Source organism: Pedobacter foliorum (assembly GCF_013266735.1).
In the GTDB taxonomy this organism is placed as follows: Bacteria; Bacteroidota; Bacteroidia; order Sphingobacteriales; family Sphingobacteriaceae; genus Pedobacter; species Pedobacter foliorum.
On sequence record NZ_JABSNU010000001.1, the window covers coordinates 668,250 to 686,192 of the forward strand.

Below are 17,943 nucleotides of genomic sequence, written 5' to 3' on the forward strand. Positions count from 1 at the left end.
GTTGGCGAGGTCGGTTCAGTGATAATGTTTTTTTCTATTATTTCTTTGGGTTTTCGATATACTCGCAAAGAACTGTCATTGTATGTTTTGAAAAATTAAATTTAACAGCAGCGAAACCAAAAACTCTTTTAAGTGTAGTTGTGCTAATTGGTTTATTCACTGCTTTACTAATCTCTATAGAAAGATACTGGCAATCTCCTGAAGTAATGTACTTGATGCCGGCTTTAGCACAAATTGATAGTCCAAGCTTGTTAATGTCAACCTCTTTATTCATTTTAACTTAATCTAATTGTTTTGAATCGGTGTTTTAATTTAGAGAGAGACTAACTGCATATTCATCATTATTAGGCAGACTTAGTCGGCTGAAGCCTCTTTTTCCATTTTACAAATTCATACCAGACTACAGATAAGAACCCGATGCTTATACTAAGGGACAATTGGACTAAACTCAGTGACTGAAATCCAAAGAAGGCGGTTAATGGTCTGATGTAGAGGACGGCAGCCGAAATAAGTATAGTGATCATAATTATGAGAAATACCAGGTTATTTTTATACTTTATGGTGGTAAGCAGAGAATAATAGAAAGATCTGTTAACCAGAGTGAGTAATATATTTGCTGCGATTAAACAGGTAAATACCATGGATCTTGTGAGGTGTTCTCCATAACCATGTTGAACGGCATATTGATAGATAAATAGAGTTCCTGCGGTGATCGTTAATCCTTGCAGGATGCTTGTGATCAATTCTTTCCGGTTGAAAAATGTGGTAGAAAAAGGACGCGGTTTCTGAAGCATGGTGTTTTTTTCTATTGGTTCATTCTCATAAATGATGGAGCAGGTTGGGCCCATCACCAGTTCCAGGAATATAATGTGAACGGGGGAGAAAATATTGGGATAAATCCAGCCTAGGGCTAGGGGAATAAATACGGTCAATATAATCGGGATATGAATAGAGATGATGTATTGAATTGCTTTCTTCAGGTTGGTGTATATTCTTCTGCCCATTGCTATTGCGTCTACCATTCGGGCTAGGTCATCGTCCAATAAAATCAATGAAGCGGCCTGTTTGGCAATTTCTGTTCCCCTTTTTCCCATGGCGATACCAATATGTGCGGCTTTTAATGCCGGACCGTCATTCACTCCGTCACCGGTCATGGCCACAATTTCATTACTTGATTTTAAAGCATTGATGATTTTGAGCTTCGCATCCGGGAACATCCTGGAAAACACATTGGTTTCTAAAACAGTTTGCTGAAGTTCAGTAGCTGACATTTTCATAAGTTCATCACCACTGATACTTTTTTCGTATCCGCTGAAGCCAATATGTTTGGCAATAGCCATGGTCGTTGCTGCATTGTCACCTGTAACGATTTTAATGGCAATTCCAGCCTGGTAGAAATCCTTCAGTACTTTTTCAATATGTGGTTTCGGTGGATCATAAAAGCCCACCATTCCTATAAATTTAAACTTAAATTTTTGCTGTTGGTTAGGGAAGTTGCTTCCTTCAAAATTCGATTGGCCCACAGCCAAAAGACGGTATCCCTGTGAGGCAAGTGTATTGACAGCTTCCAGAATCTTTTCTTTTTCAATATCTTCAAGAGCTGAGACTGCAATTAAGGCCTCTGGCGCTCCCTTTGCAGCAATGATGCGTAGTCCATTTTCATTCTCGAATAAGTGAGTCATCATGGGAGGTTTTCCTCCTAAAGGATATTCGTGAATCATTTTATACATTGAACGTTCGTCCAGTAAGGTTGTTGTAACATAAGCCTGATGTAAGGCAACTTCCATTGGATCGAATGGAATGGGTTCGCTGGCCCACATTCCCATTCGAATCAGTTCTTTTTCTATATTGTCAAGCTCCTGATAAGGGTCTACTATTTCATTGGAGGACAAGAGGTAAAGTTTGGCAAGACTCATCTTGTTTTCGGTGATGGTTCCAGTTTTGTCTGTACAGATTACTGTTGCACTCCCCAGTGTCTCTACAGTTTTCATTTGTTTGACCACCACACCCATTTGCATCAGACGCCATGCACCCAGTGCCATAAAAGTGGCAAAGGCTACAGGAATTTCCTCAGGTAATATACTCATGGCAAGGGTAAGGGACTTTAAAAGACTATCCAGTATGTTGAAGGAATTGAAGTAATTAATGGCCCATACGATGCAAAAAATGACGGCGCCTGCTAGCACCATTTTTTTTATGAAATTGTTAATCTGAACTTCCAGCGGAGTTTTTTCTTCTTTTATGTTTTCCAGGCTTAAGCCGATTTTCCCTAACTTAGTGTCGTTGCCAATAGCTGTAACCATTGCTATGGCTAGTCCACTGGCTACGGTGGTACCCTGAAAAACCTGGTGATCTTCACTGTTTTTATCTTTGTATACCGCAAAGGATTCTCCGGTAAGTATAGACTCGTCTACTGAAAAGTCATTGGAGTGAACAATGTTGCCATCAGCGGTGATAGAAGTGCCTTCTTCAATCATTAAATAATCACCAATCACGATTTCTTCGCTTTTAATCTCCGATAGATGACCATCCCTGATGACCTTACAATGTGGCTGACTGTAAGTTTTTAGTTTCTCCAAAGCATTTCTGCTTCTGGAGTCCTGGTAAAGAGAAATAGTAGCTACCAAAACAACAGCTGATGCCAAAAAAATAGCATCTCCTGATTTACCGCTAATAAGATAAATCAGGGCAGCAGCCATTAGCAAAATGACCATAGGTTCTTTTGCCAGATTCTTAATGGCATCAAAAAGACCATTTTCCTTTTTGTAGGTTAAACGGTTATCGCCATTTTTTGATCTTGACGCAATAACTTCTTGCTTCGATAATCCGGGAATATTAAAGTTATTTGCAGGCATCTGTTTAAGATTGATACTTTAAAAATCGGTTATATTCCTGAAGAAAAATGTGATTCAGATCATTCTTTCGCTTGATTCCTGCTTACGCAGTTTTTACCCCAAAAACGTAACCAACTAAGGCGGTCATGAACATGGCTACAGTTCCCCAAAAGCAAATCCTCAGGACAGCTTTTCCTCGGTTTGAACCACCTGCTTTTGCGGCCACCAATGCAGATAGTGCTAAAAATAGAATGGAAAAGCCATACTGGTAAATAACCATTAATTTTATTGGCGCAAACATGGAAACCAATAATGGGAGGAGCCCTCCTATAGTGAAAGAAGCTGCTGAGGCTAAAGCAGCTTGCATGGGTTTTGCCTGAGTGATTTCATTGATGCCCAATTCATCCTTGGCGTGTGCGCCAAGGGCATCATGGGCAGTGAGTTGAATAGCAACCTGCATGGCCAAATTTTCATCAAGTCCTCTGTGTTGATAGATATTGGCCAGTTCCCGTAATTCCAGGTCAGGTGTGTTTTCCAATTCTGATTTTTCTCTGGTCAGATCAGCAACTTCAATATCCGATTGGGAACTTACCGAAACATATTCACCGGCAGCCATAGACAATGCACCGGCAACCAATCCCGCCAATGCGGCAAGTACGATTGGCTCACGTGTAGTGCTGGCTGCTGCAATTCCTATCGCTAGACTGGTGGTTGAAAGGATGCCGTCATTTGCGCCTAGAACTGCAGCCCTTAACCAACCGCTTCTATTGGTGTAATGTTCTTCAATTTCCATACTATGCTTTACCTCCGTTGATCATGTCCGAAACAATACCTTTGCTTTCTTTCCTTTCAGCCAGCAGCACACCAACAATATGCACGACGATAAAGGTTAGTATCAAATACATGCAAAAACCATGAAAGTCTTTGATAGAATGGCTTGTCGCTTTGCTGATACCTAATTCCTGGTCAAATGCAATGGAAAGCCCCGTTAGGGCCATAATGATGAGCAGTAGGTAGAAAATAAGGTATAATGCTTTAACTGTAAGGTCATGCAAGGCCAGGTTAGACTTTTTACTGTGCTTACGATAAGTTTGATAGGCATGCTTTAGCTTACAAAAAAAATGCTGCTGTCCAGGTTGAAAAGGTTCAGCCAGCAATCGAAACAGGAGTAAGGCCGCAAGTGCATAACCAAAATAGATATGGATGCCCCAAACTTTATCTTCCAGGCCATGGGCCACACTTTTAGCTTGCAGCGCAGTTACCGATACACCAGATTCCTGCAATTGTTGCTGCACATAACTGGTATTGCCCTTTACATCAAATAAGGTTGAGTTTAATAACACAGTTAATAGTGATCCGGTAATGATTAATAGGTTTAACCAATGCCATAGCCGAATAGGGGCACTATGTTTTTTAACTTCGGTTGGGTGGTCAATGTCATTTCTTAGCGGTTCAATGATAGCCATGTTGATTGCGTTAAAAGCATCTGGAAATTTGTTTTCCAGATGCCCTGGGTTGTTATTTTACTTTTAAATTTAAGGTAATAATGTTGGAAACCAAACCAGTAGACCTGCTGTAATGTCCGTATCTCAGTTCCAGCATATTGAGGTGCTGCCAGCCAAATACACCATGAGGAGGTGCCAGTCGTATACCTGCACCATAAAAGTCGCTGTTTAACGTCGACAGGTCATAGTCACTGGTAAAATATGCGGCTGAAGGATCATGCTGCCCATAAGGCGCAAAGTAACGTGTGCCGGTTTGTTTATTGTAACGATAAAATGGACTCAAAGAAATAAATGAAGTTAATTTTACCGGAACTTCTATTTCTGCAGTATGTGCTTTGATGCCCCAGTTATCCATAAAGTATCGGTAATAAGTCCGGATGATGACCTGATCACTTGCAAAGTAATTTAACCTGGCTGCAATGGGTAATTTGTAACGCTGATCGGGTAAAGTTTCAGCTCTTAAAGAACCATCTGTAAAGTAATCACGCTGGTATTTGGTGGCTAGTAAACCTTTTTGGTAAGCCGGCTCAACTATGATCATCGCCTGTAGCTTTTGGTTGATAACCTGTGAAATTGAGAAAGAGGCACTGAATGAATTTCTTGGACTTGATCCCTCGCTTCTGGATTCTCTTCCGTTGCCAAGGCTCGCTGCAGCTCTCAGTTCAATGGGTAAAATGACTTTCCACGTATCTAAAAATGCCTGCAGTTTAAAATCAAACTGTGTGTTTTTATCTTTCGACAAGCGGGTAAGATTAAATCCTGCACCTAAGGATTGGTAATCATACTCAGTTGAAAAAGATCCCGTAAAACCAATAGCATTTCCGGTCTTTTCATTACTATGTGTCCAGTTTAAGGAAGGGTAGACCCGCGTATCAGCCATGGAAGCAGAAGAGATGGTACTTGGGTCTATTTTATCAGATGAAGCCGAAGTATAATGATCTACGCCCAGTTCAAACAGAAAGGTGTTTTTATTTCCGGCTTTGTTAAGTTTAGACAACTGCAAATCAAAAGTGTTGGCAAAATCAGTTAGTTTTTCAGTTCCAATACCGCCTGTAACGGCCGAATTATTGCCATTCTGATTGTAGTATGCTGATACCAGATTGATTTCATCAATTTTAAGTTTTCTGCTTTGGTAATTGCTGGTATCTGAAGGAGTGGGTTTAATTTTAATTTGTCCATTGGCACCTAAAACGCCTAGGAATAGCATGAGTACATGCAAATAGATTTTTCTCATGGCTTCAGTTAGTTACAGCCACAACCACCACCGCTTTTGCCACCATTGGCACCTGAACCACCTTCGCGGTATAACTGGAAGCTTTGCTCAAATTTCTGCGCCTTTCGTGAGGATAACGTCATTTCGGCATCATTGAGTTTGTTTTTTTGATAAGGTTTTACTGTTGCACATGCGCTTAATAGGCTCAGCGCAAAAAAGCCAGTGCCTAGCAGTACTGATATTGGAATGGACGTTTTCATATCATTGTTTTACATTAATATTTCTGGAGGTATACAAACGGTCCTCATCATCTATAATGATGCAAGCCACATGTTGCAATTGGTTGATCAGGTCAAGGCCAACGTTAACGCCCATTACTACAACTGGTGTAGTCAGGGCATCAGCTAATTCTGCGCTCGGACAAATGATGGTCACACTTTTGATTCCACTAACTGGAAGACCAGTCTTTGGATCGATCGTATGGGAGTATTTTCGGCCGTTAATGGTGGCAAATTTTTCGTAATTTCCAGATGTTGCAATGGCCATGTTACTAATGTTTAATGAAGAGAAGGGTAGTTCACTTTGGTTGGGATCAGCAATACCAATGGTCCAGGGCCTGTCATCTGGCTGCATACCCCAGGTAGTCAGATCGCCAGCGGCGTTCACAATACCTGCTTTAATCCCCAGGTTTTGCAATACTTGTTTTGCTCGGTCAGCTGCGTATCCTTTTCCTATACCCCCAAATCCAATGCGCATACCCTCGTGTTTTAGCATGACTGTTGAATTCACTTTATCTACCATTACATTTTGGTAGTTGATCAGGCTTACCGATTGAAGTGCGGATTCAAAATCAGGAAGTGAGGTCATATTCACATCAAAATTCCATAAGCTTTTATCAATAGAGCCATAAGTAATGTCAAAGGCTCCTTGAGTAATGTCGGATATTTTTACAGCGCGTTGGATCAGCCCGATCACTTCCTCGTCGACTTTAATAGGCTTTATGCCAGCATACTGATTGATTAGGCTAGTTTGGCTGGTATCTTTGAAAGTGCTGAACAATGCTTCAATCCTACTAACCTCTTCTATAGCTAAATCAATTGCCTTTTGGCCTGTAGTCTCCTTATCAGCTATTACGGTGAACTCAAAACGATTGCCCATCAGTTTTAAAACGCGGCGACAAGATTCCGGAGTCTTCATTATTAGTTAATTACCTGATTCCATGGTTTTGATCTCCTGAACAAATTTTTCAGGACTTTTATTTGGGTAGCCATCCCAGGATTTCAGTACTTTACCATTTTCATCTACTAGTATTGTATATGGGAATTTACCATCAGGGTTGTATTTTTCTGCCAATTCCTCATTTTGTTTAACCTGTGCTGAGGACAACTGATTCTTCTTTTGGCGTGGAAAGTCAGCACGTACTAATACTAAATGTTCCTTAGCATAATTTTCAAAGGCTTCTGATTCCAGAATTTCTTTTCTTAATCGGATGCACGGACCACACCAGTCTGATCCGGAGAAATTGATTAAGATTTGTTGGTGTGCAGTTTTAGCTTTTTGCTGTGCTTCATTGAAATTGCCATTCCAGATGATAGCAGCGGGAAATAATCCAAGTAAGGTGATCAATAATAGTTTCATAATGTTAACTGTAGATTCTTAATGAAGTGCCTGTTAGTTGTGTATGGTAAGTGGTTAGCGATCTTGAAGCCGGGCCGTTTGTGACGCTTCCATTTTCTGAAAATCTAGCGCCATGGTTGGCACAATAAAATCTGTTGGCGCTTCCCTGGTAAATTAGTCCGTAACTTTCATGTGTACAAGATCTTTGAACTGCAACAAATGCTCCAGAGTTGTTGCGGGCAACAAGGACTCCATTGGAAACCAGGTATCCTCCATTGGAGGTTAGTGCCGAATTAACTGATGAAGTAAGGTCTAATGTAAAGTTAATGCCTGTTGGCCCCGAAGTATCAGCAGAGGGGGAGTTGGAGCTTTTGGAACAACCTGCACAATTGATTAAAGCGAAGGTCGCTGCTGATAATCCGATACTGGCTAAAAAATCTTTTCTGTCCATGACCTTAATTCATTAAATATGAATCTAATATCCATGGGAATTCTGAAGACATTGTGAAGTTACTTGTTAAAATATGTTAACGTATTGTCATCTAAATTGTATTTTACCTGCTATTAAAGATGATTCTAAATTGGTGTTGTCTTTGTTCATAATGATAACTCAGTTGGTAATGCTGTCTTAGGCATACTTGTTTCAAAATTGCCAGTCCCAGGCCTGTTCCATCTGAGGTGTTGTCTTTGTAAAACCTTTCAAAAATTTTTAAAGGATCAAGTCTGGTCTGCGTACCAGTATTTGAAAATATAAGGCTATCCTCAGTTAAAGTAATCTGTATGGAACCTCCATCGTAATTGTGTCTTATGGCATTACTGAATAGGTTATTCACTAATATCTCTATAAGAGAACGGTTCGCGTAAAGAGTAAATGCGGCGGTCTCTGTCTTTACCTTCAGGTTTCTTTTTTGAATCAATTCCTGGAAGTAGCCCAGCTTCTCCTCCAATAAGGTCTTCAGGTCGATCTCTTCTCTGGCCTGGAGTTGGTTGTTGTCAATCTTAACCAGCAGTAGGAGGGACTGATTTAGCTTAGTCAGTTTGGAGGTAGCTTTATATAGATCTGCCAGAATTTCACTTTCTTCTTTGCCCAGGCTATTAAACTGCAGCATGGTGTCTAATTTTGAATTGATCACTGCAAGGGGCGTCATCATTTCATGTGATGCATTTTCAGTAAACAGCTTAATCTCCCTGTAATCCGACTTCACCTTTAAGGAGACCTCAAGAACTGCTTTGTTCAATTCTTTAAATTCCTCTATATTGGTCCGTATGGGTTCAAAAACCTTCTCCTTGTTAATGTTAAATGCTTTAATGTTGGTTAGCAATTGCCGGAATGGCAACCACATTCTTCTGATTAGGATTCTGTTGACCAGCCAGAGTACGAATAACAAGACCACAAGGGGTAATAGAATGATCAGGATGATGCTTTTGATTTGTTCCTGTCGCTCAAATTTCGATGCCGTGATGATGACCTCGTAACGCTGACCTTTTATCAATAATTGTGTTTTCAGGTATCTTGCGGATTCTTCGTGTTTTTTCTTGGGGTTATAGAAAACCGTATCGGCAAATAATTTGCTGCTATGACTAGGCCTGCTTATTTTTCTATACTCCACAATGACATCATCGAAGCCATCTGGTGATGGCAGAATGTTTTTAACATGCGCAAAGTCCTTTACTTCAAGAAGTTCTTCGTATAGATGATCTTCGATCTGCTTGTTGATGTATTGACCCAGCGTTTGATAAAATAGAAATCCTATGGCCAGTAGACCTGTGAGTGTAATGACAGCTAAGATTCTGTTGTAACTGGTAAATAATTTCATGTTTCACTGAATTTATAACCTACTCCGTAAACGGATTGAAAATAGTCTTTGCAGCCCGAATCTGTCAGTTTCTTTCTAACATTTTTAATGTGGGTATAAATAAAATCAAAACTATCGGCCATATCTGCATCATCTCCCCAGATGTGCACTACAGCTGCCGATTTGGAAATCACTTTGTTTTTGTTGGCCACAAAATACAACAGAAGGTCAAATTCTTTTCTGGTAAAGTATACGAGTTGACCATTTACTTTGGTCTCCTTTGAAACCGTATCAATTTCTAGTTCATTGAAATGCAAAAGGCTATTCCCATTAAAATTACGACGTCTGACGATGGCCAGTAATCTGGCGTAAAGTTCGGATAAATGAAAGGGTTTTATTAGGTAATCGTCAGCCCCTATGCTTAATCCTTCAATTTTCTGATCTAAGGAATTGCGTGCAGATATGATCAGTACGCCATCTGCTTTATTGATCTTTTTAAGGTGCTTTAATAACTGAAGTCCTTCTCCATCCGGTAGGGTTAAGTCTAATAAAACGCAATCATAATCGTAAATGGATAGTTTTTGATAGCCTTGTTCATAGGTTGATGCCCAGTCACAAATGTTCCCTTCAGCTGTCAAATACTGATCAATACTTTTCCTCAGGCCTTCTTCGTCTTCAACGATTAGAAATTTCATATGTAAATATGGTATTAAAATCTGAAGACTATTTGAAGTTTATGAAGGATAGTGAATCTTCTAAAAGACAATTGTTGGAGCACAGTATCTTACAAGACTACTTATCCCAATCATCAAGGGTTTTTATGGTTTCTAAAGCTATTTCTTCCAGCGCTTCGTTGGTTAGAAATGCCTGATGTGGGGTAACCAAGACATTTGGCATTTTCATTAATTCTGAGAGTAATGGATCTGCTACCTGATCGGTTTCATGATCTTCAAAAAACAAGCCTTTCTCATTCTCATAAACATCAATACCTAAATAGCCTATTTGACCATTTCTTAAAGCTTCTAATGCATCCGCGGTTTTGATGAGTCCTCCGCGCGCAGTATTGAGGAGCATTACGCCTCTTTTCATTTTTTCGATACTTGCTTGGGTAATAAGATATTTAGTTTGTTCTGTTAGCGGGATATGTAAAGAGATGATATCTGAAGCTTTGTATAAGGTGTTCAGATCAACTTCATTTATGTCTTGGAGGTTTTGCTGAGGTATAATGTCATAGCCAAGAATTTTACATCCAAGGCCTTTGAAAATTGGAATTGCGGCCTTGCCAACATGTCCCAGACCGATCAAACCAACTGTTTTTCCATAGAAGTTAAACCCAGTTAACTTGTTGAGGCTAAAGTTAAAATGTGAGCATTGCTGGCTTGCCTGCACCAAATGACGACTTAAAGCCAACGCAATCGCTACGGTATGTTCAGCAATTGCCTGTGGTGAATAGGCAGGGATGTTGGCGATTTTTATCCCGCATTTTTCTGCAGCAAGCCTATCGATATGGTCTATTCCAACAGATCTTGTAGCAATGTATTTTATCCCCAGGGCTGCCAGTTTATGAATCACTGGTGCGGTTACATCGTCATTGGTGAATACCACAACGGCTTCGGTCTCTTTAGCGTAAGCGGTAGTTTCCGTATTTAAAGTGCGAGTGGTAAAAATAAGGTCATGCCTGTTTTGATTTGCATGTAGCATCAGACCTTTCTCAATGGCTTTTGTACTATAAAAAATTGCTTTCATGATCAAAAGATGAAGTGAAATAAACTGAATTGATTCAGATGCGTTAGTTATAGAAATCTTAATCAAACTTAAATTATTTTCTTCGATGAACAGGTGATTAGCATCAATCAATAGGATGACCTGTGTCATCTATTTTTTTATCGGTTTTATGAAACTTTGAATTGGAAATACATCCCAAGAGAACCGTCAATAAGCTCGATTATTTGTTTATTAATTCCAAAACCATGAAAACAAAATACCTTAATCATGATGCTTCGCAGTACTGGTGGCTGATGTTTTATTCAGGAATATTATTTATAGCTTTGGGAATCTGGATGCTGGTAGCTCCTGTTTCCTCCTATCTTTCTTTGAGCTTGCTGTTTGCTTTCGGGATGATTTTCGCCGGAATTTTTGAAACCACATTTGCCATCAGCAACCACAAGAGACTTCATGGCTGGGGCTGGAACTTAAGTGGTGGTCTGATCGATATTTTTTTAGGGAGTTATCTACTGAATCTCCCACTACTGACAATGGTGGTTATGCCAATAATAATTGGTTTATGGATGCTTTTCAGAGGATTTATGGCCATAAGCAGCTCTATAGAACTGCGTGCATATGGCGTGTTGGATTGGGTTTGGCTTTTATTAACAGGGATACTGATTGTTATCCTATCTGTATTGATCATTGGAGATCCTTTTTTTGGGGACATTAATATTGTTGTATGGACTGCCTTTGCATTCTTGGTGTCAGGAATATTCCGAATACTATTGTCCTTGCAGCTTAAGGGGTTAGCAAGGGTTTAGCTAGGAGTTTTTAGTCGACTGTTTATTAGGTACAAAAAAAGTTAGAAAATTATCATGAGTAAATCCGAGATTGTATTTCTTGATGGACCGCAATCCAGATGGAAAGAGTTTGTGTTCACCTTAAAGACCATGAGGGAGTTTATCCGTGGATTTAGGAAACTTCATTTTCTGGGCCCTTGCATCACCATATTTGGATCCGCTCGTTTCAAAGAAGGACATCCTTATTATGAGCTGACAAGAAAAGTAGGAGCAGAATTTGCAAAACTAGGTTTTACGATATTGACCGGAGGTGGTCCGGGCCTGATGGAGGCAGCCAATAGGGGAGCCAAAGATGTTAATGGACGCTCTGTAGGATGTAACATCGAACTGCCTTCTGAACAGAAACCCAATCCTTACCTGGATAAATGGGTAAGCATTAATCATTTTTTTATCAGAAAAGTGCTGTTGGTAAAGTATTCTTTTGCCTTTGTGGTGATGCCTGGTGGTTTTGGTACGATGGATGAATTCTTCGAGGCTTTAACGTTGATCCAAACCCATAAGATCAGTAATTTCCCAATAATCATTTTTGGAAAAGAATTTCATCAGGAACTCATTGCACATATTGCCCATCTGCAAAAAGAGGGAACAGTTGCGGGCCAGGATACAAACCTTTTTCTGGTTACCGATAGTATTGAAGAAGCCATTGCTTTGATAAGGGAAAAAAGTATCAAACAGTATGGCCTGAAACCTGAGCAGAAACTGCGCCCTTTTCGCTGGCTTTTTGAGCGGAGCTAATCAATTGTTTTGATGTGGACAATCATGATTAAAGATGATGAGGGTCATTATTTAAACGGCTGTTAGTTAGGATCTTTGAACTGTAGTTTGGCCATTAAACACAAAATAATAATCCCATGAAAAAGATCTTAGTCCCTACTGATTTTTCTTCTTCAGCAAAAAATGCAGCAAATTATGCGATGCATCTTGCCAAGCAAATCAAAGCTAATGTTAAACTGTGTAATGCCGTTATGGTTCCCCTGGATGTTCCATTGGCTGCACATGTTGCGGCGCCCATAGTATCGTTTGAAACCCTGGAATATGAAGTTGAACAGGAGCTAAAGCGTTGGGCTGGAAGGTTGAAGGAAAAGGATGAGCTTGAAACTGCTCCAGATACGTTTCATCCCTTGGTTGAACATGTTGTGGGCGTAGGCAGTGTACCGGATGTGATCACAAATGTTGCTGCTAATCGTGAGGTAAGTTTAACCGTTATGGGAATGTCCGGAGCCGGAGGCTTAAGTAAGTTTTTATTGGGCAGCAGCAGCAGAGGGATGGTGGAGGCTACCGAAACACCTCTTTTACTGGTTCCTGATGAAAGCAGGTTTATGGGCTTACATAAGATTGCTTTCGCAACGGATCTGAGTAAAACAGATATTGCTATTGTTCATATTTTAGCAGGTTTTGCCCGGGTTTTTAATGCGGAGATCTTAATTGTACACATCAGCGAAAAAGCACGGGACAATGAATACAACAATCAACATAAAATAGATGTCTTTCTAAATGAAGTAACCAATAAAGTAAATTACCATAAGATCTACTACCAGCATGTGATGGATACTGCTGTGGGGGATGGGTTAGACTGGTTAGCTGAATATGGGCAAATCCAAATGCTGGCTATGGTTCATCGGAAACACAATGTACTTCATAAATTGTTCAAGGGCAGCTATACACAAAAGCTCAAAAAACGAATCACAATTCCCTTATTGGTATTTCCTCCGGATTGTGGGAACAGAACATTGTAGCCTAATCCAAATCCTAAACTTTGTATGATGAAAAAGATTTTAATTCCAACAGATTTCTCGGTTCCGGCCGAAAATGCTGCGCGCTATGGCCTTGAGCTTGCAAAGGTTCTGAAGGCAGATGTACTACTTTGTAATGCAATTAAAGTACCTGCGCAGGCGCCCATGGCAGCCCAGGTCGCATGGCCTTTGATGGATTATGCAGATTTGAAAAAAGAAATTAGTGGTGATCTGGATGAGCTGGTTAAAACCCTGACTGGATCATGTTTTAGTGAAGAACAGTATTGTCCTACAGTAACTTACGAAACCAGTATAGGGGAGGTTTATGAGGTGGTTTCTACTCTGGTTAAAGAGAAGAAGATTGAAATGGTGGTGATGGGGATAGCTGGTGCAGGAGGATTAACTCAGTTTGTACTGGGAAGTAATAGCAAGGAAATGATTGAAAAGGCTGAGATTCCGCTATTACTAGTACCTTTTGAAGCGAATTTTAAACAGATTCGGAAAATTGCTTTCGCTACAGATTTTGATGATCAGGATATTGCTTCCCTGCAATTTATCGCAAAATTTGCAGCGTCCTTTGATGCAAAAGTCATCATTGTTCACATTACCAATAAAGAAGTGGCTGCTGATGGTAAAATGCAGAGTAAAATCGATGCTTTTTTGAGTCGTGTAACGATGGATGTAAATTATCCGCACATCAAGTTTGAATATGTTTGGAATATTGACATCGACAATGGACTGGAGTGGGTAGCAGAGCAAAAAGAATTGGATATGATTGCGATAGGTCACCGTCGTCATAATTTACTGGAAAGGCTTTTTAAAGGAAGCCATACACAGAAACTTTCCAGACATACTAAAATTCCGCTTCTGGTATTTTCACAGCAATAATTATCATACAAAATCTTGCAAAATGGACTACATAAAAAAGTTTAGCGAAATCGATAATAATGATCTTGCGGAGGTTGGAGAAAAGAACGCTACTCTTGGAGAGATGTTCAGTCATTTAACATCCGAGGGGGTGTTAATACCTAAGGGTTTTGCGGTTACGGCTGCAGCGTACGCCTATTTTGTGAGCTGCAATCATCTTGAAATTGCACTTTCTGAGCTAATGAAAAAGCTGGATAAGCGGAAATATGCAAATTTATCAGAAATTGGAAAGCAAGCCAGAAACTTGCTTATGGCTGGAAGAATGACCAATGATCTTGGAATGTCTATAATTGGAGCTTATGATGCGATGTTTGAAGACGGGATCCAGGAAGTGGCCGTACGGAGCAGTGCAACCTCAGCATATTTACCCGAAGCTAGTTTTGCCGGCCTTCATGAATCTTATCTAAATATTCGCGGAAGTTATGCACTGCTTTATGCTGTAAAGCAATGTTATGCCTCTTTATACACCGATAGAGCAATCAAATATCGGGCGGACAAAGGTATTGATCATAACAAAGTATCCATTTCTGTTGGTATACAAGAAATGATCCGTTCAGATATTGCTTGTTCCGGTATTGGTTTTACGCCGGGACCTGAATCTGCTTACCCTGATGTCCTGCATATATCTGGCATTTGGGGACTGGGAGTGGACACTGCTCAGGAAAAGTTGAGTCCCGATGAATTTTTAGTCTCCAAGTCAGCGCTTGAGCAAGGTTCTACAGCAATTCTTCAAAAGAATCTGGGTAATAAAGCGCAAATGATGGTTTATGCAGATGAAGCAGATGAGGTTAATTCAACAGTGCGCATAATTACCCCTTTAAATCTTCAGAGCAAGTTTGTTCTTGAGTATTATGAGGTTGAAAAATTAGCTAAATGGGCCCTTATTATTGAAAAACATTATAAGAAGCCAATGAATTTTGAATGGGCAAAGGATGGAATCGGTCACCAGTTGTATATTATTCAGGCTTTTGCACAAGAGTTTAGTTCTTCAACTTGGTGATGCGACCAATGTCAATCAATTCCATCTGATTGCCTTTTCTTTCGATTAAACCTTCTTCCTTAAAATCTGAAAGTGTTCTGCTCACTGTTTCCATAGCAACCCCAGCCAATTCAGCCAGCTCGTCTCTGGAGATATTCAGTAAGGTAGTTGATGGTGATTTACAACTTAACCGGATTAAGACCTGCGCAATTCGCTTGCGCACCGAAAGATAAGCAAGTTCCAGCAGTTGTTCTTCTTTCTGGTGGATGTCATTGGATAATATTTTGATAAACTGTCGACTGACTTCAGGATATTTATTTAGCAGGTTTACAACGAGGTCCTTTGGCAATAAACATAAAGCAGCATCTTCAATAACTTCTGCAGTTTCCGTAAAAGGCTCTTCGAGCAGGAGCGAATCTAACCCAATATAGTCATCAGGTTTGTATAAACCGGTAATGAACTGTCTGCCATCCAATGCACGTTTTATGGTTTTAATGCTCCCTTCTATCAGCAGGTATAGGCCCTGAGGGGTATCTCCTTCATAAAACAATACTTGTTTTTTTTTGATGCGCTTGATTTTCCGGCCGGCAATGAGTTCTTTGAGTTCTTTCATGCCATTGCCTGAACCTAAGGAGAGTTGCTCCAAGTGATTTAATGTAGATCCGTAAAAGTCCTTCTGTCTTTGGGACTTGTTGATTCTGGTTTCGATGGCATGCAACAGTTCAAGGTCATCAAACGGTTTCGTCAGGTAATCATCAGCACCCATTTCCATGGCTTTCCTGAAGTCTACCCTTTCGGTCTTCGCGGTTAGAAAAATAAAGGGTATTTCTGAAGTAGCAGGATTTTTGCTGAGTAAAAACAAAACCCCATAGCCATCTAATTCCGGCATCATGATGTCACATAAAATGACATCGGGCTTATGGCGGGTAGCAAGATCAATCCCCGTTTTTCCATTGCCAGCAGTAAAAACTTTGTAGCCGGACAGTTCCAGAATCTCTGAGCAGCTTTCCCGGATATCTGCATTATCTTCTATGATGAGTACAGTATTCATATTACAAATGTATTTGAGATCTATTCCGCATCTTTATGGTTGAAAGTTAAGCAATTAATTCCATTAATAGAGGGTGAATTGCCATCTTGTTCAAGGTGAGAAATTCCTTAAATGCACTGTAAGTCAGTTTGTTTTATTTTCTTAATATGAATGTCACTATTAAGAGGCTGCGCTACACCTTATCATTTGATAAAGATCTTGTACATCTTTGAAATGGCATAGTTCTGTTCCTGGGTTTAAAGTGGCAGCCGTCCCACAGGCTACACCGTACTGAACGGATTCAATCATGTCTTTCTGACTGCAAAGTCCCATTATAATACCGGCCAACATACTGTCGCCTGCACCAACTGTACTTTGTACATTAACTTGTGGAGGAGTAATCCGAAGTATGGTGTGGCTGGTGACAAGCATAGCCCCTTCTGGGCCTAGAGAGGTAATGACTGCTTCGCATTTATAGTTATTGAGGACTGCTTTGGATGCTAGTGCTACTTGTTCTATACTAAGTGATTCCTGGTTAGCCAGTGCAGCCAGTTCCTTCAAATTTGGTTTGATCAGAAAAACTCCTGCTTCAACAGCATGCCTGAGTGACTCACCTGAAGTATCCACAATAAGATTTACTTTTTTAGCCCTGCAGATTTTGGCTATTTTTGAAAAAATGTTAGCTGGTGCCCCAGGGGGCAAACTTCCACTGATGACCAGGTATTCCACATCGCTTAATTGCTCAATTGCTTTCAGGCAATCCTGCCATTCAGTAAAGCTGATTTCAGGTCCCGGCATCCCAAAACGGTATTGTCTTTGGGTAGCCATTTCTTTTATTACGAGGTTTTCTCTGGTTGGGTTAATGGTTTTGATGGGAAGGGTAGTTATATTTTCCTTCTTCAGTAGTTTTGTAAAAAACTTTCCGGTATATCCGCCGGCCAGATATATGGCTGTAGCATTCCCTCCAAGTCTTTTTATTGCTCTTGCAACATTTATTCCACCACCTCCGGGCTCATAAATGGGAGCACTGCAGCTTAGTTTTTTTTCCGGGATTAATGCTGGTACAGTGGCGCTCTTGTCAATGGCAGGGCAAAAGGTTAGCGTGACAATTCTGTTATGCGGTATAATCATAGTCTTTGAGTAATTGTTTTAGTTGAACACGCCCCATATGAATTCTGGTCTTAACAGTCCCTATTGGAATTCCGGTTTGTTCCGCTATTTCACAATATTTGTAACCCAGTATGTACAGCTCAATGGGTTGGTAAAGCTTTCTGGAAAGTTTTTTCATTGCTGAAGCAACGTCCTGTTGTGTAAATTTACCTTCTCCCTTATTTTGTGTGACTTGATGATATAGGCCCAAGGTGCTTACCTCTTCAATCGAATTCGTAATTGCCCGGCCCATGACGGTTTTTCTATAGTTATTGATATAGGTATTTCTCATGATTACAAACAGCCATGCCTTTAGGTTACTACCACTCTTAAACTGATGACAATAACGGATTGCTTTGACCAAGGTGTCCTGAACCAGGTCATTGATGTCCTGACGATCCGAGGTAAATTTATAAGCAAATGTTCCTAAGGTAGCAATCTCTTTGGTTAGTTGCATGTTGAATGCCGGGCTGCTTTGGGTCACTATGGTCTGCATGATTTTTTGGGGATTATTTGATATAAATTTCCAGTTAAATGCATCAAGATATCATGAGCAGGCACACATTAAACCGTGATTTAAATCATCCAATGCC

At 40.2% G+C, this 17,943-nt stretch carries 20 protein-coding genes; 5 read left to right on the top strand and 15 right to left on the bottom strand.

Annotation, left to right across the window (positions count from 1 at the left end; genetic code table 11):
- Positions 1–37: 37 nt before the first annotated feature.
- The 12 genes from HQN83_RS03055 to HQN83_RS03110 form a co-directional block, all read right to left on the bottom strand.
- Positions 38–274: a hypothetical protein gene (locus HQN83_RS03055; protein ID WP_173088468.1), complete on the bottom strand. Its 237-nt coding sequence runs from the start codon at positions 272–274 to the stop codon at positions 38–40.
- Between the two features lie 70 nt (positions 275–344).
- Entirely contained in the window at positions 345–2,855 is a 2,511-nt protein-coding gene (locus tag HQN83_RS03060; RefSeq protein WP_173088470.1) for a cation-translocating P-type ATPase, read from the bottom strand.
- A gap of 82 nt (positions 2,856–2,937) precedes the next feature.
- Positions 2,938–3,627, bottom strand: coding sequence for a VIT1/CCC1 transporter family protein (locus tag HQN83_RS03065; RefSeq protein ID WP_173088472.1), 690 nt, complete (start codon positions 3,625–3,627; stop codon positions 2,938–2,940).
- Between the two features lies 1 nt (position 3,628).
- The gene (locus HQN83_RS03070) at positions 3,629–4,300 is read right to left on the bottom strand and encodes a cytochrome b/b6 domain-containing protein (protein WP_173088474.1); all 672 of its coding nucleotides are present in this window, start codon (positions 4,298–4,300) and stop codon (positions 3,629–3,631) included.
- A gap of 52 nt (positions 4,301–4,352) precedes the next feature.
- Positions 4,353–5,573, bottom strand: coding sequence for a DUF3570 domain-containing protein (locus HQN83_RS03075; protein ID WP_173088476.1), 1,221 nt, complete (start codon positions 5,571–5,573; stop codon positions 4,353–4,355).
- 8 nt (positions 5,574–5,581) lie between these two features.
- Complete coding sequence (locus HQN83_RS03080; RefSeq protein ID WP_173088478.1) at positions 5,582–5,812, bottom strand: DUF4266 domain-containing protein; 231 nt, start codon at positions 5,810–5,812, stop codon at positions 5,582–5,584.
- A 1-nt stretch (position 5,813) separates the two neighbouring features.
- Positions 5,814–6,749, bottom strand: coding sequence for an FAD:protein FMN transferase (locus HQN83_RS03085; RefSeq protein ID WP_246254198.1), 936 nt, complete (start codon positions 6,747–6,749; stop codon positions 5,814–5,816).
- Positions 6,750–6,755: 6 nt separating this feature from the next.
- The gene (locus tag HQN83_RS03090; protein ID WP_173088480.1) at positions 6,756–7,190 is read right to left on the bottom strand and encodes a thioredoxin family protein; all 435 of its coding nucleotides are present in this window, start codon (positions 7,188–7,190) and stop codon (positions 6,756–6,758) included.
- Between the two features lie 4 nt (positions 7,191–7,194).
- The gene (locus HQN83_RS03095; RefSeq protein ID WP_173088482.1) at positions 7,195–7,620 is read right to left on the bottom strand and encodes a QcrA and Rieske domain-containing protein; all 426 of its coding nucleotides are present in this window, start codon (positions 7,618–7,620) and stop codon (positions 7,195–7,197) included.
- Positions 7,621–7,723: 103 nt separating this feature from the next.
- Positions 7,724–8,986, bottom strand: a complete 1,263-nt coding sequence (locus HQN83_RS03100; RefSeq protein WP_217277295.1) for a sensor histidine kinase — start codon at positions 8,984–8,986, stop codon at positions 7,724–7,726.
- Positions 8,983–9,660 (bottom strand): response regulator transcription factor, encoded by a 678-nt coding sequence (locus HQN83_RS03105; RefSeq protein ID WP_173088484.1) that lies wholly within the window; start codon positions 9,658–9,660, stop codon positions 8,983–8,985. Before HQN83_RS03105 ends, HQN83_RS03100 begins: the two co-directional genes overlap by 4 nt.
- Before the next feature lie 97 nt (positions 9,661–9,757).
- Positions 9,758–10,840, bottom strand: a complete 1,083-nt coding sequence (locus HQN83_RS03110) for a 2-hydroxyacid dehydrogenase (protein ID WP_173088486.1) — start codon at positions 10,838–10,840, stop codon at positions 9,758–9,760.
- 95 nt (positions 10,841–10,935) lie between these two features.
- On the opposite strand from HQN83_RS03110, the gene HQN83_RS03115 reads away from it, so the two are divergent.
- The 5 genes from HQN83_RS03115 to HQN83_RS03135 all read left to right on the top strand — a co-directional run bounded on the left by HQN83_RS03115 (position 10,936) and on the right by HQN83_RS03135 (position 15,192).
- Positions 10,936–11,493 carry an HdeD family acid-resistance protein gene (locus HQN83_RS03115; RefSeq protein ID WP_173088488.1) on the top strand — a complete coding sequence of 186 codons (558 nt, stop codon included), beginning with the start codon at positions 10,936–10,938 and terminating at the stop codon, positions 11,491–11,493.
- A gap of 54 nt (positions 11,494–11,547) precedes the next feature.
- Positions 11,548–12,267 carry an LOG family protein gene (locus HQN83_RS03120; RefSeq protein WP_173088490.1) on the top strand — a complete coding sequence of 240 codons (720 nt, stop codon included), beginning with the start codon at positions 11,548–11,550 and terminating at the stop codon, positions 12,265–12,267.
- A 116-nt stretch (positions 12,268–12,383) separates the two neighbouring features.
- Positions 12,384–13,268 (top strand): universal stress protein, encoded by an 885-nt coding sequence (locus HQN83_RS03125; RefSeq protein WP_173088492.1) that lies wholly within the window; start codon positions 12,384–12,386, stop codon positions 13,266–13,268.
- 24 nt (positions 13,269–13,292) lie between these two features.
- On the top strand, positions 13,293–14,153 hold the full coding sequence (locus HQN83_RS03130) for a universal stress protein (RefSeq protein WP_173088494.1): 861 nt from the start codon (positions 13,293–13,295) through the stop codon (positions 14,151–14,153).
- 22 nt (positions 14,154–14,175) lie between these two features.
- Positions 14,176–15,192 carry a PEP/pyruvate-binding domain-containing protein gene (locus HQN83_RS03135; protein ID WP_173088496.1) on the top strand — a complete coding sequence of 339 codons (1,017 nt, stop codon included), beginning with the start codon at positions 14,176–14,178 and terminating at the stop codon, positions 15,190–15,192.
- Here HQN83_RS03135 and HQN83_RS03140 read toward each other — a convergent pair.
- The 3 genes from HQN83_RS03140 to HQN83_RS03150 all read right to left on the bottom strand — a co-directional run bounded on the left by HQN83_RS03140 (position 15,173) and on the right by HQN83_RS03150 (position 17,846).
- Positions 15,173–16,222, bottom strand: a complete 1,050-nt coding sequence (locus tag HQN83_RS03140; RefSeq protein ID WP_173088498.1) for a response regulator — start codon at positions 16,220–16,222, stop codon at positions 15,173–15,175. The two genes, HQN83_RS03135 and HQN83_RS03140, sit on opposite strands and share 20 nt — an antisense overlap.
- A 159-nt stretch (positions 16,223–16,381) precedes the next feature.
- Entirely contained in the window at positions 16,382–17,332 is a 951-nt protein-coding gene (locus HQN83_RS03145; protein WP_173088500.1) for a 1-phosphofructokinase family hexose kinase, read from the bottom strand.
- Positions 17,316–17,846, bottom strand: a complete 531-nt coding sequence (locus HQN83_RS03150; protein ID WP_173088502.1) for a sigma-70 family RNA polymerase sigma factor — start codon at positions 17,844–17,846, stop codon at positions 17,316–17,318. Before HQN83_RS03150 ends, HQN83_RS03145 begins: the two co-directional genes overlap by 17 nt.
- Between the last annotated feature and the right edge of the window lie 97 nt (positions 17,847–17,943).

Excerpts from the sequence above, each read along its gene's own strand:
- HQN83_RS03145 (WP_173088500.1), bottom strand. The coding sequence starts at position 17,332 with ATGATTATACCGCATAACAGAATTGTCACGCTAACCTTTTGCCCTGCC.
- HQN83_RS03130 (WP_173088494.1), top strand. The coding sequence starts at position 13,293 with ATGATGAAAAAGATTTTAATTCCAACAGATTTCTCGGTTCCGGCCGAA.
- HQN83_RS03150 (WP_173088502.1), bottom strand. The coding sequence starts at position 17,846 with ATGCAGACCATAGTGACCCAAAGCAGCCCGGCATTCAACATGCAACTA.
- HQN83_RS03075 (WP_173088476.1), bottom strand. The coding sequence starts at position 5,573 with ATGAGAAAAATCTATTTGCATGTACTCATGCTATTCCTAGGCGTTTTA.
- HQN83_RS03055 (WP_173088468.1), bottom strand. The coding sequence starts at position 274 with ATGAATAAAGAGGTTGACATTAACAAGCTTGGACTATCAATTTGTGCT.
- HQN83_RS03060 (WP_173088470.1), bottom strand. The coding sequence starts at position 2,855 with ATGCCTGCAAATAACTTTAATATTCCCGGATTATCGAAGCAAGAAGTT.
- HQN83_RS03070 (WP_173088474.1), bottom strand. The coding sequence starts at position 4,300 with ATGGCTATCATTGAACCGCTAAGAAATGACATTGACCACCCAACCGAA.
- HQN83_RS03105 (WP_173088484.1), bottom strand. The coding sequence starts at position 9,660 with ATGAAATTTCTAATCGTTGAAGACGAAGAAGGCCTGAGGAAAAGTATT.
- HQN83_RS03100 (WP_217277295.1), bottom strand. The coding sequence starts at position 8,986 with ATGAAATTATTTACCAGTTACAACAGAATCTTAGCTGTCATTACACTC.
- HQN83_RS03125 (WP_173088492.1), top strand. The coding sequence starts at position 12,384 with ATGAAAAAGATCTTAGTCCCTACTGATTTTTCTTCTTCAGCAAAAAAT.
- HQN83_RS03120 (WP_173088490.1), top strand. The coding sequence starts at position 11,548 with ATGAGTAAATCCGAGATTGTATTTCTTGATGGACCGCAATCCAGATGG.
- HQN83_RS03115 (WP_173088488.1), top strand. The coding sequence starts at position 10,936 with ATGAAAACAAAATACCTTAATCATGATGCTTCGCAGTACTGGTGGCTG.
- HQN83_RS03085 (WP_246254198.1), bottom strand. The coding sequence starts at position 6,749 with ATGAAGACTCCGGAATCTTGTCGCCGCGTTTTAAAACTGATGGGCAAT.
- HQN83_RS03135 (WP_173088496.1), top strand. The coding sequence starts at position 14,176 with ATGGACTACATAAAAAAGTTTAGCGAAATCGATAATAATGATCTTGCG.
- HQN83_RS03110 (WP_173088486.1), bottom strand. The coding sequence starts at position 10,840 with ATGACACAGGTCATCCTATTGATTGATGCTAATCACCTGTTCATCGAA.
- HQN83_RS03065 (WP_173088472.1), bottom strand. The coding sequence starts at position 3,627 with ATGGAAATTGAAGAACATTACACCAATAGAAGCGGTTGGTTAAGGGCT.
- HQN83_RS03080 (WP_173088478.1), bottom strand. The coding sequence starts at position 5,812 with ATGAAAACGTCCATTCCAATATCAGTACTGCTAGGCACTGGCTTTTTT.
- HQN83_RS03140 (WP_173088498.1), bottom strand. The coding sequence starts at position 16,222 with ATGAATACTGTACTCATCATAGAAGATAATGCAGATATCCGGGAAAGC.
- HQN83_RS03095 (WP_173088482.1), bottom strand. The coding sequence starts at position 7,620 with ATGGACAGAAAAGATTTTTTAGCCAGTATCGGATTATCAGCAGCGACC.
- HQN83_RS03090 (WP_173088480.1), bottom strand. The coding sequence starts at position 7,190 with ATGAAACTATTATTGATCACCTTACTTGGATTATTTCCCGCTGCTATC.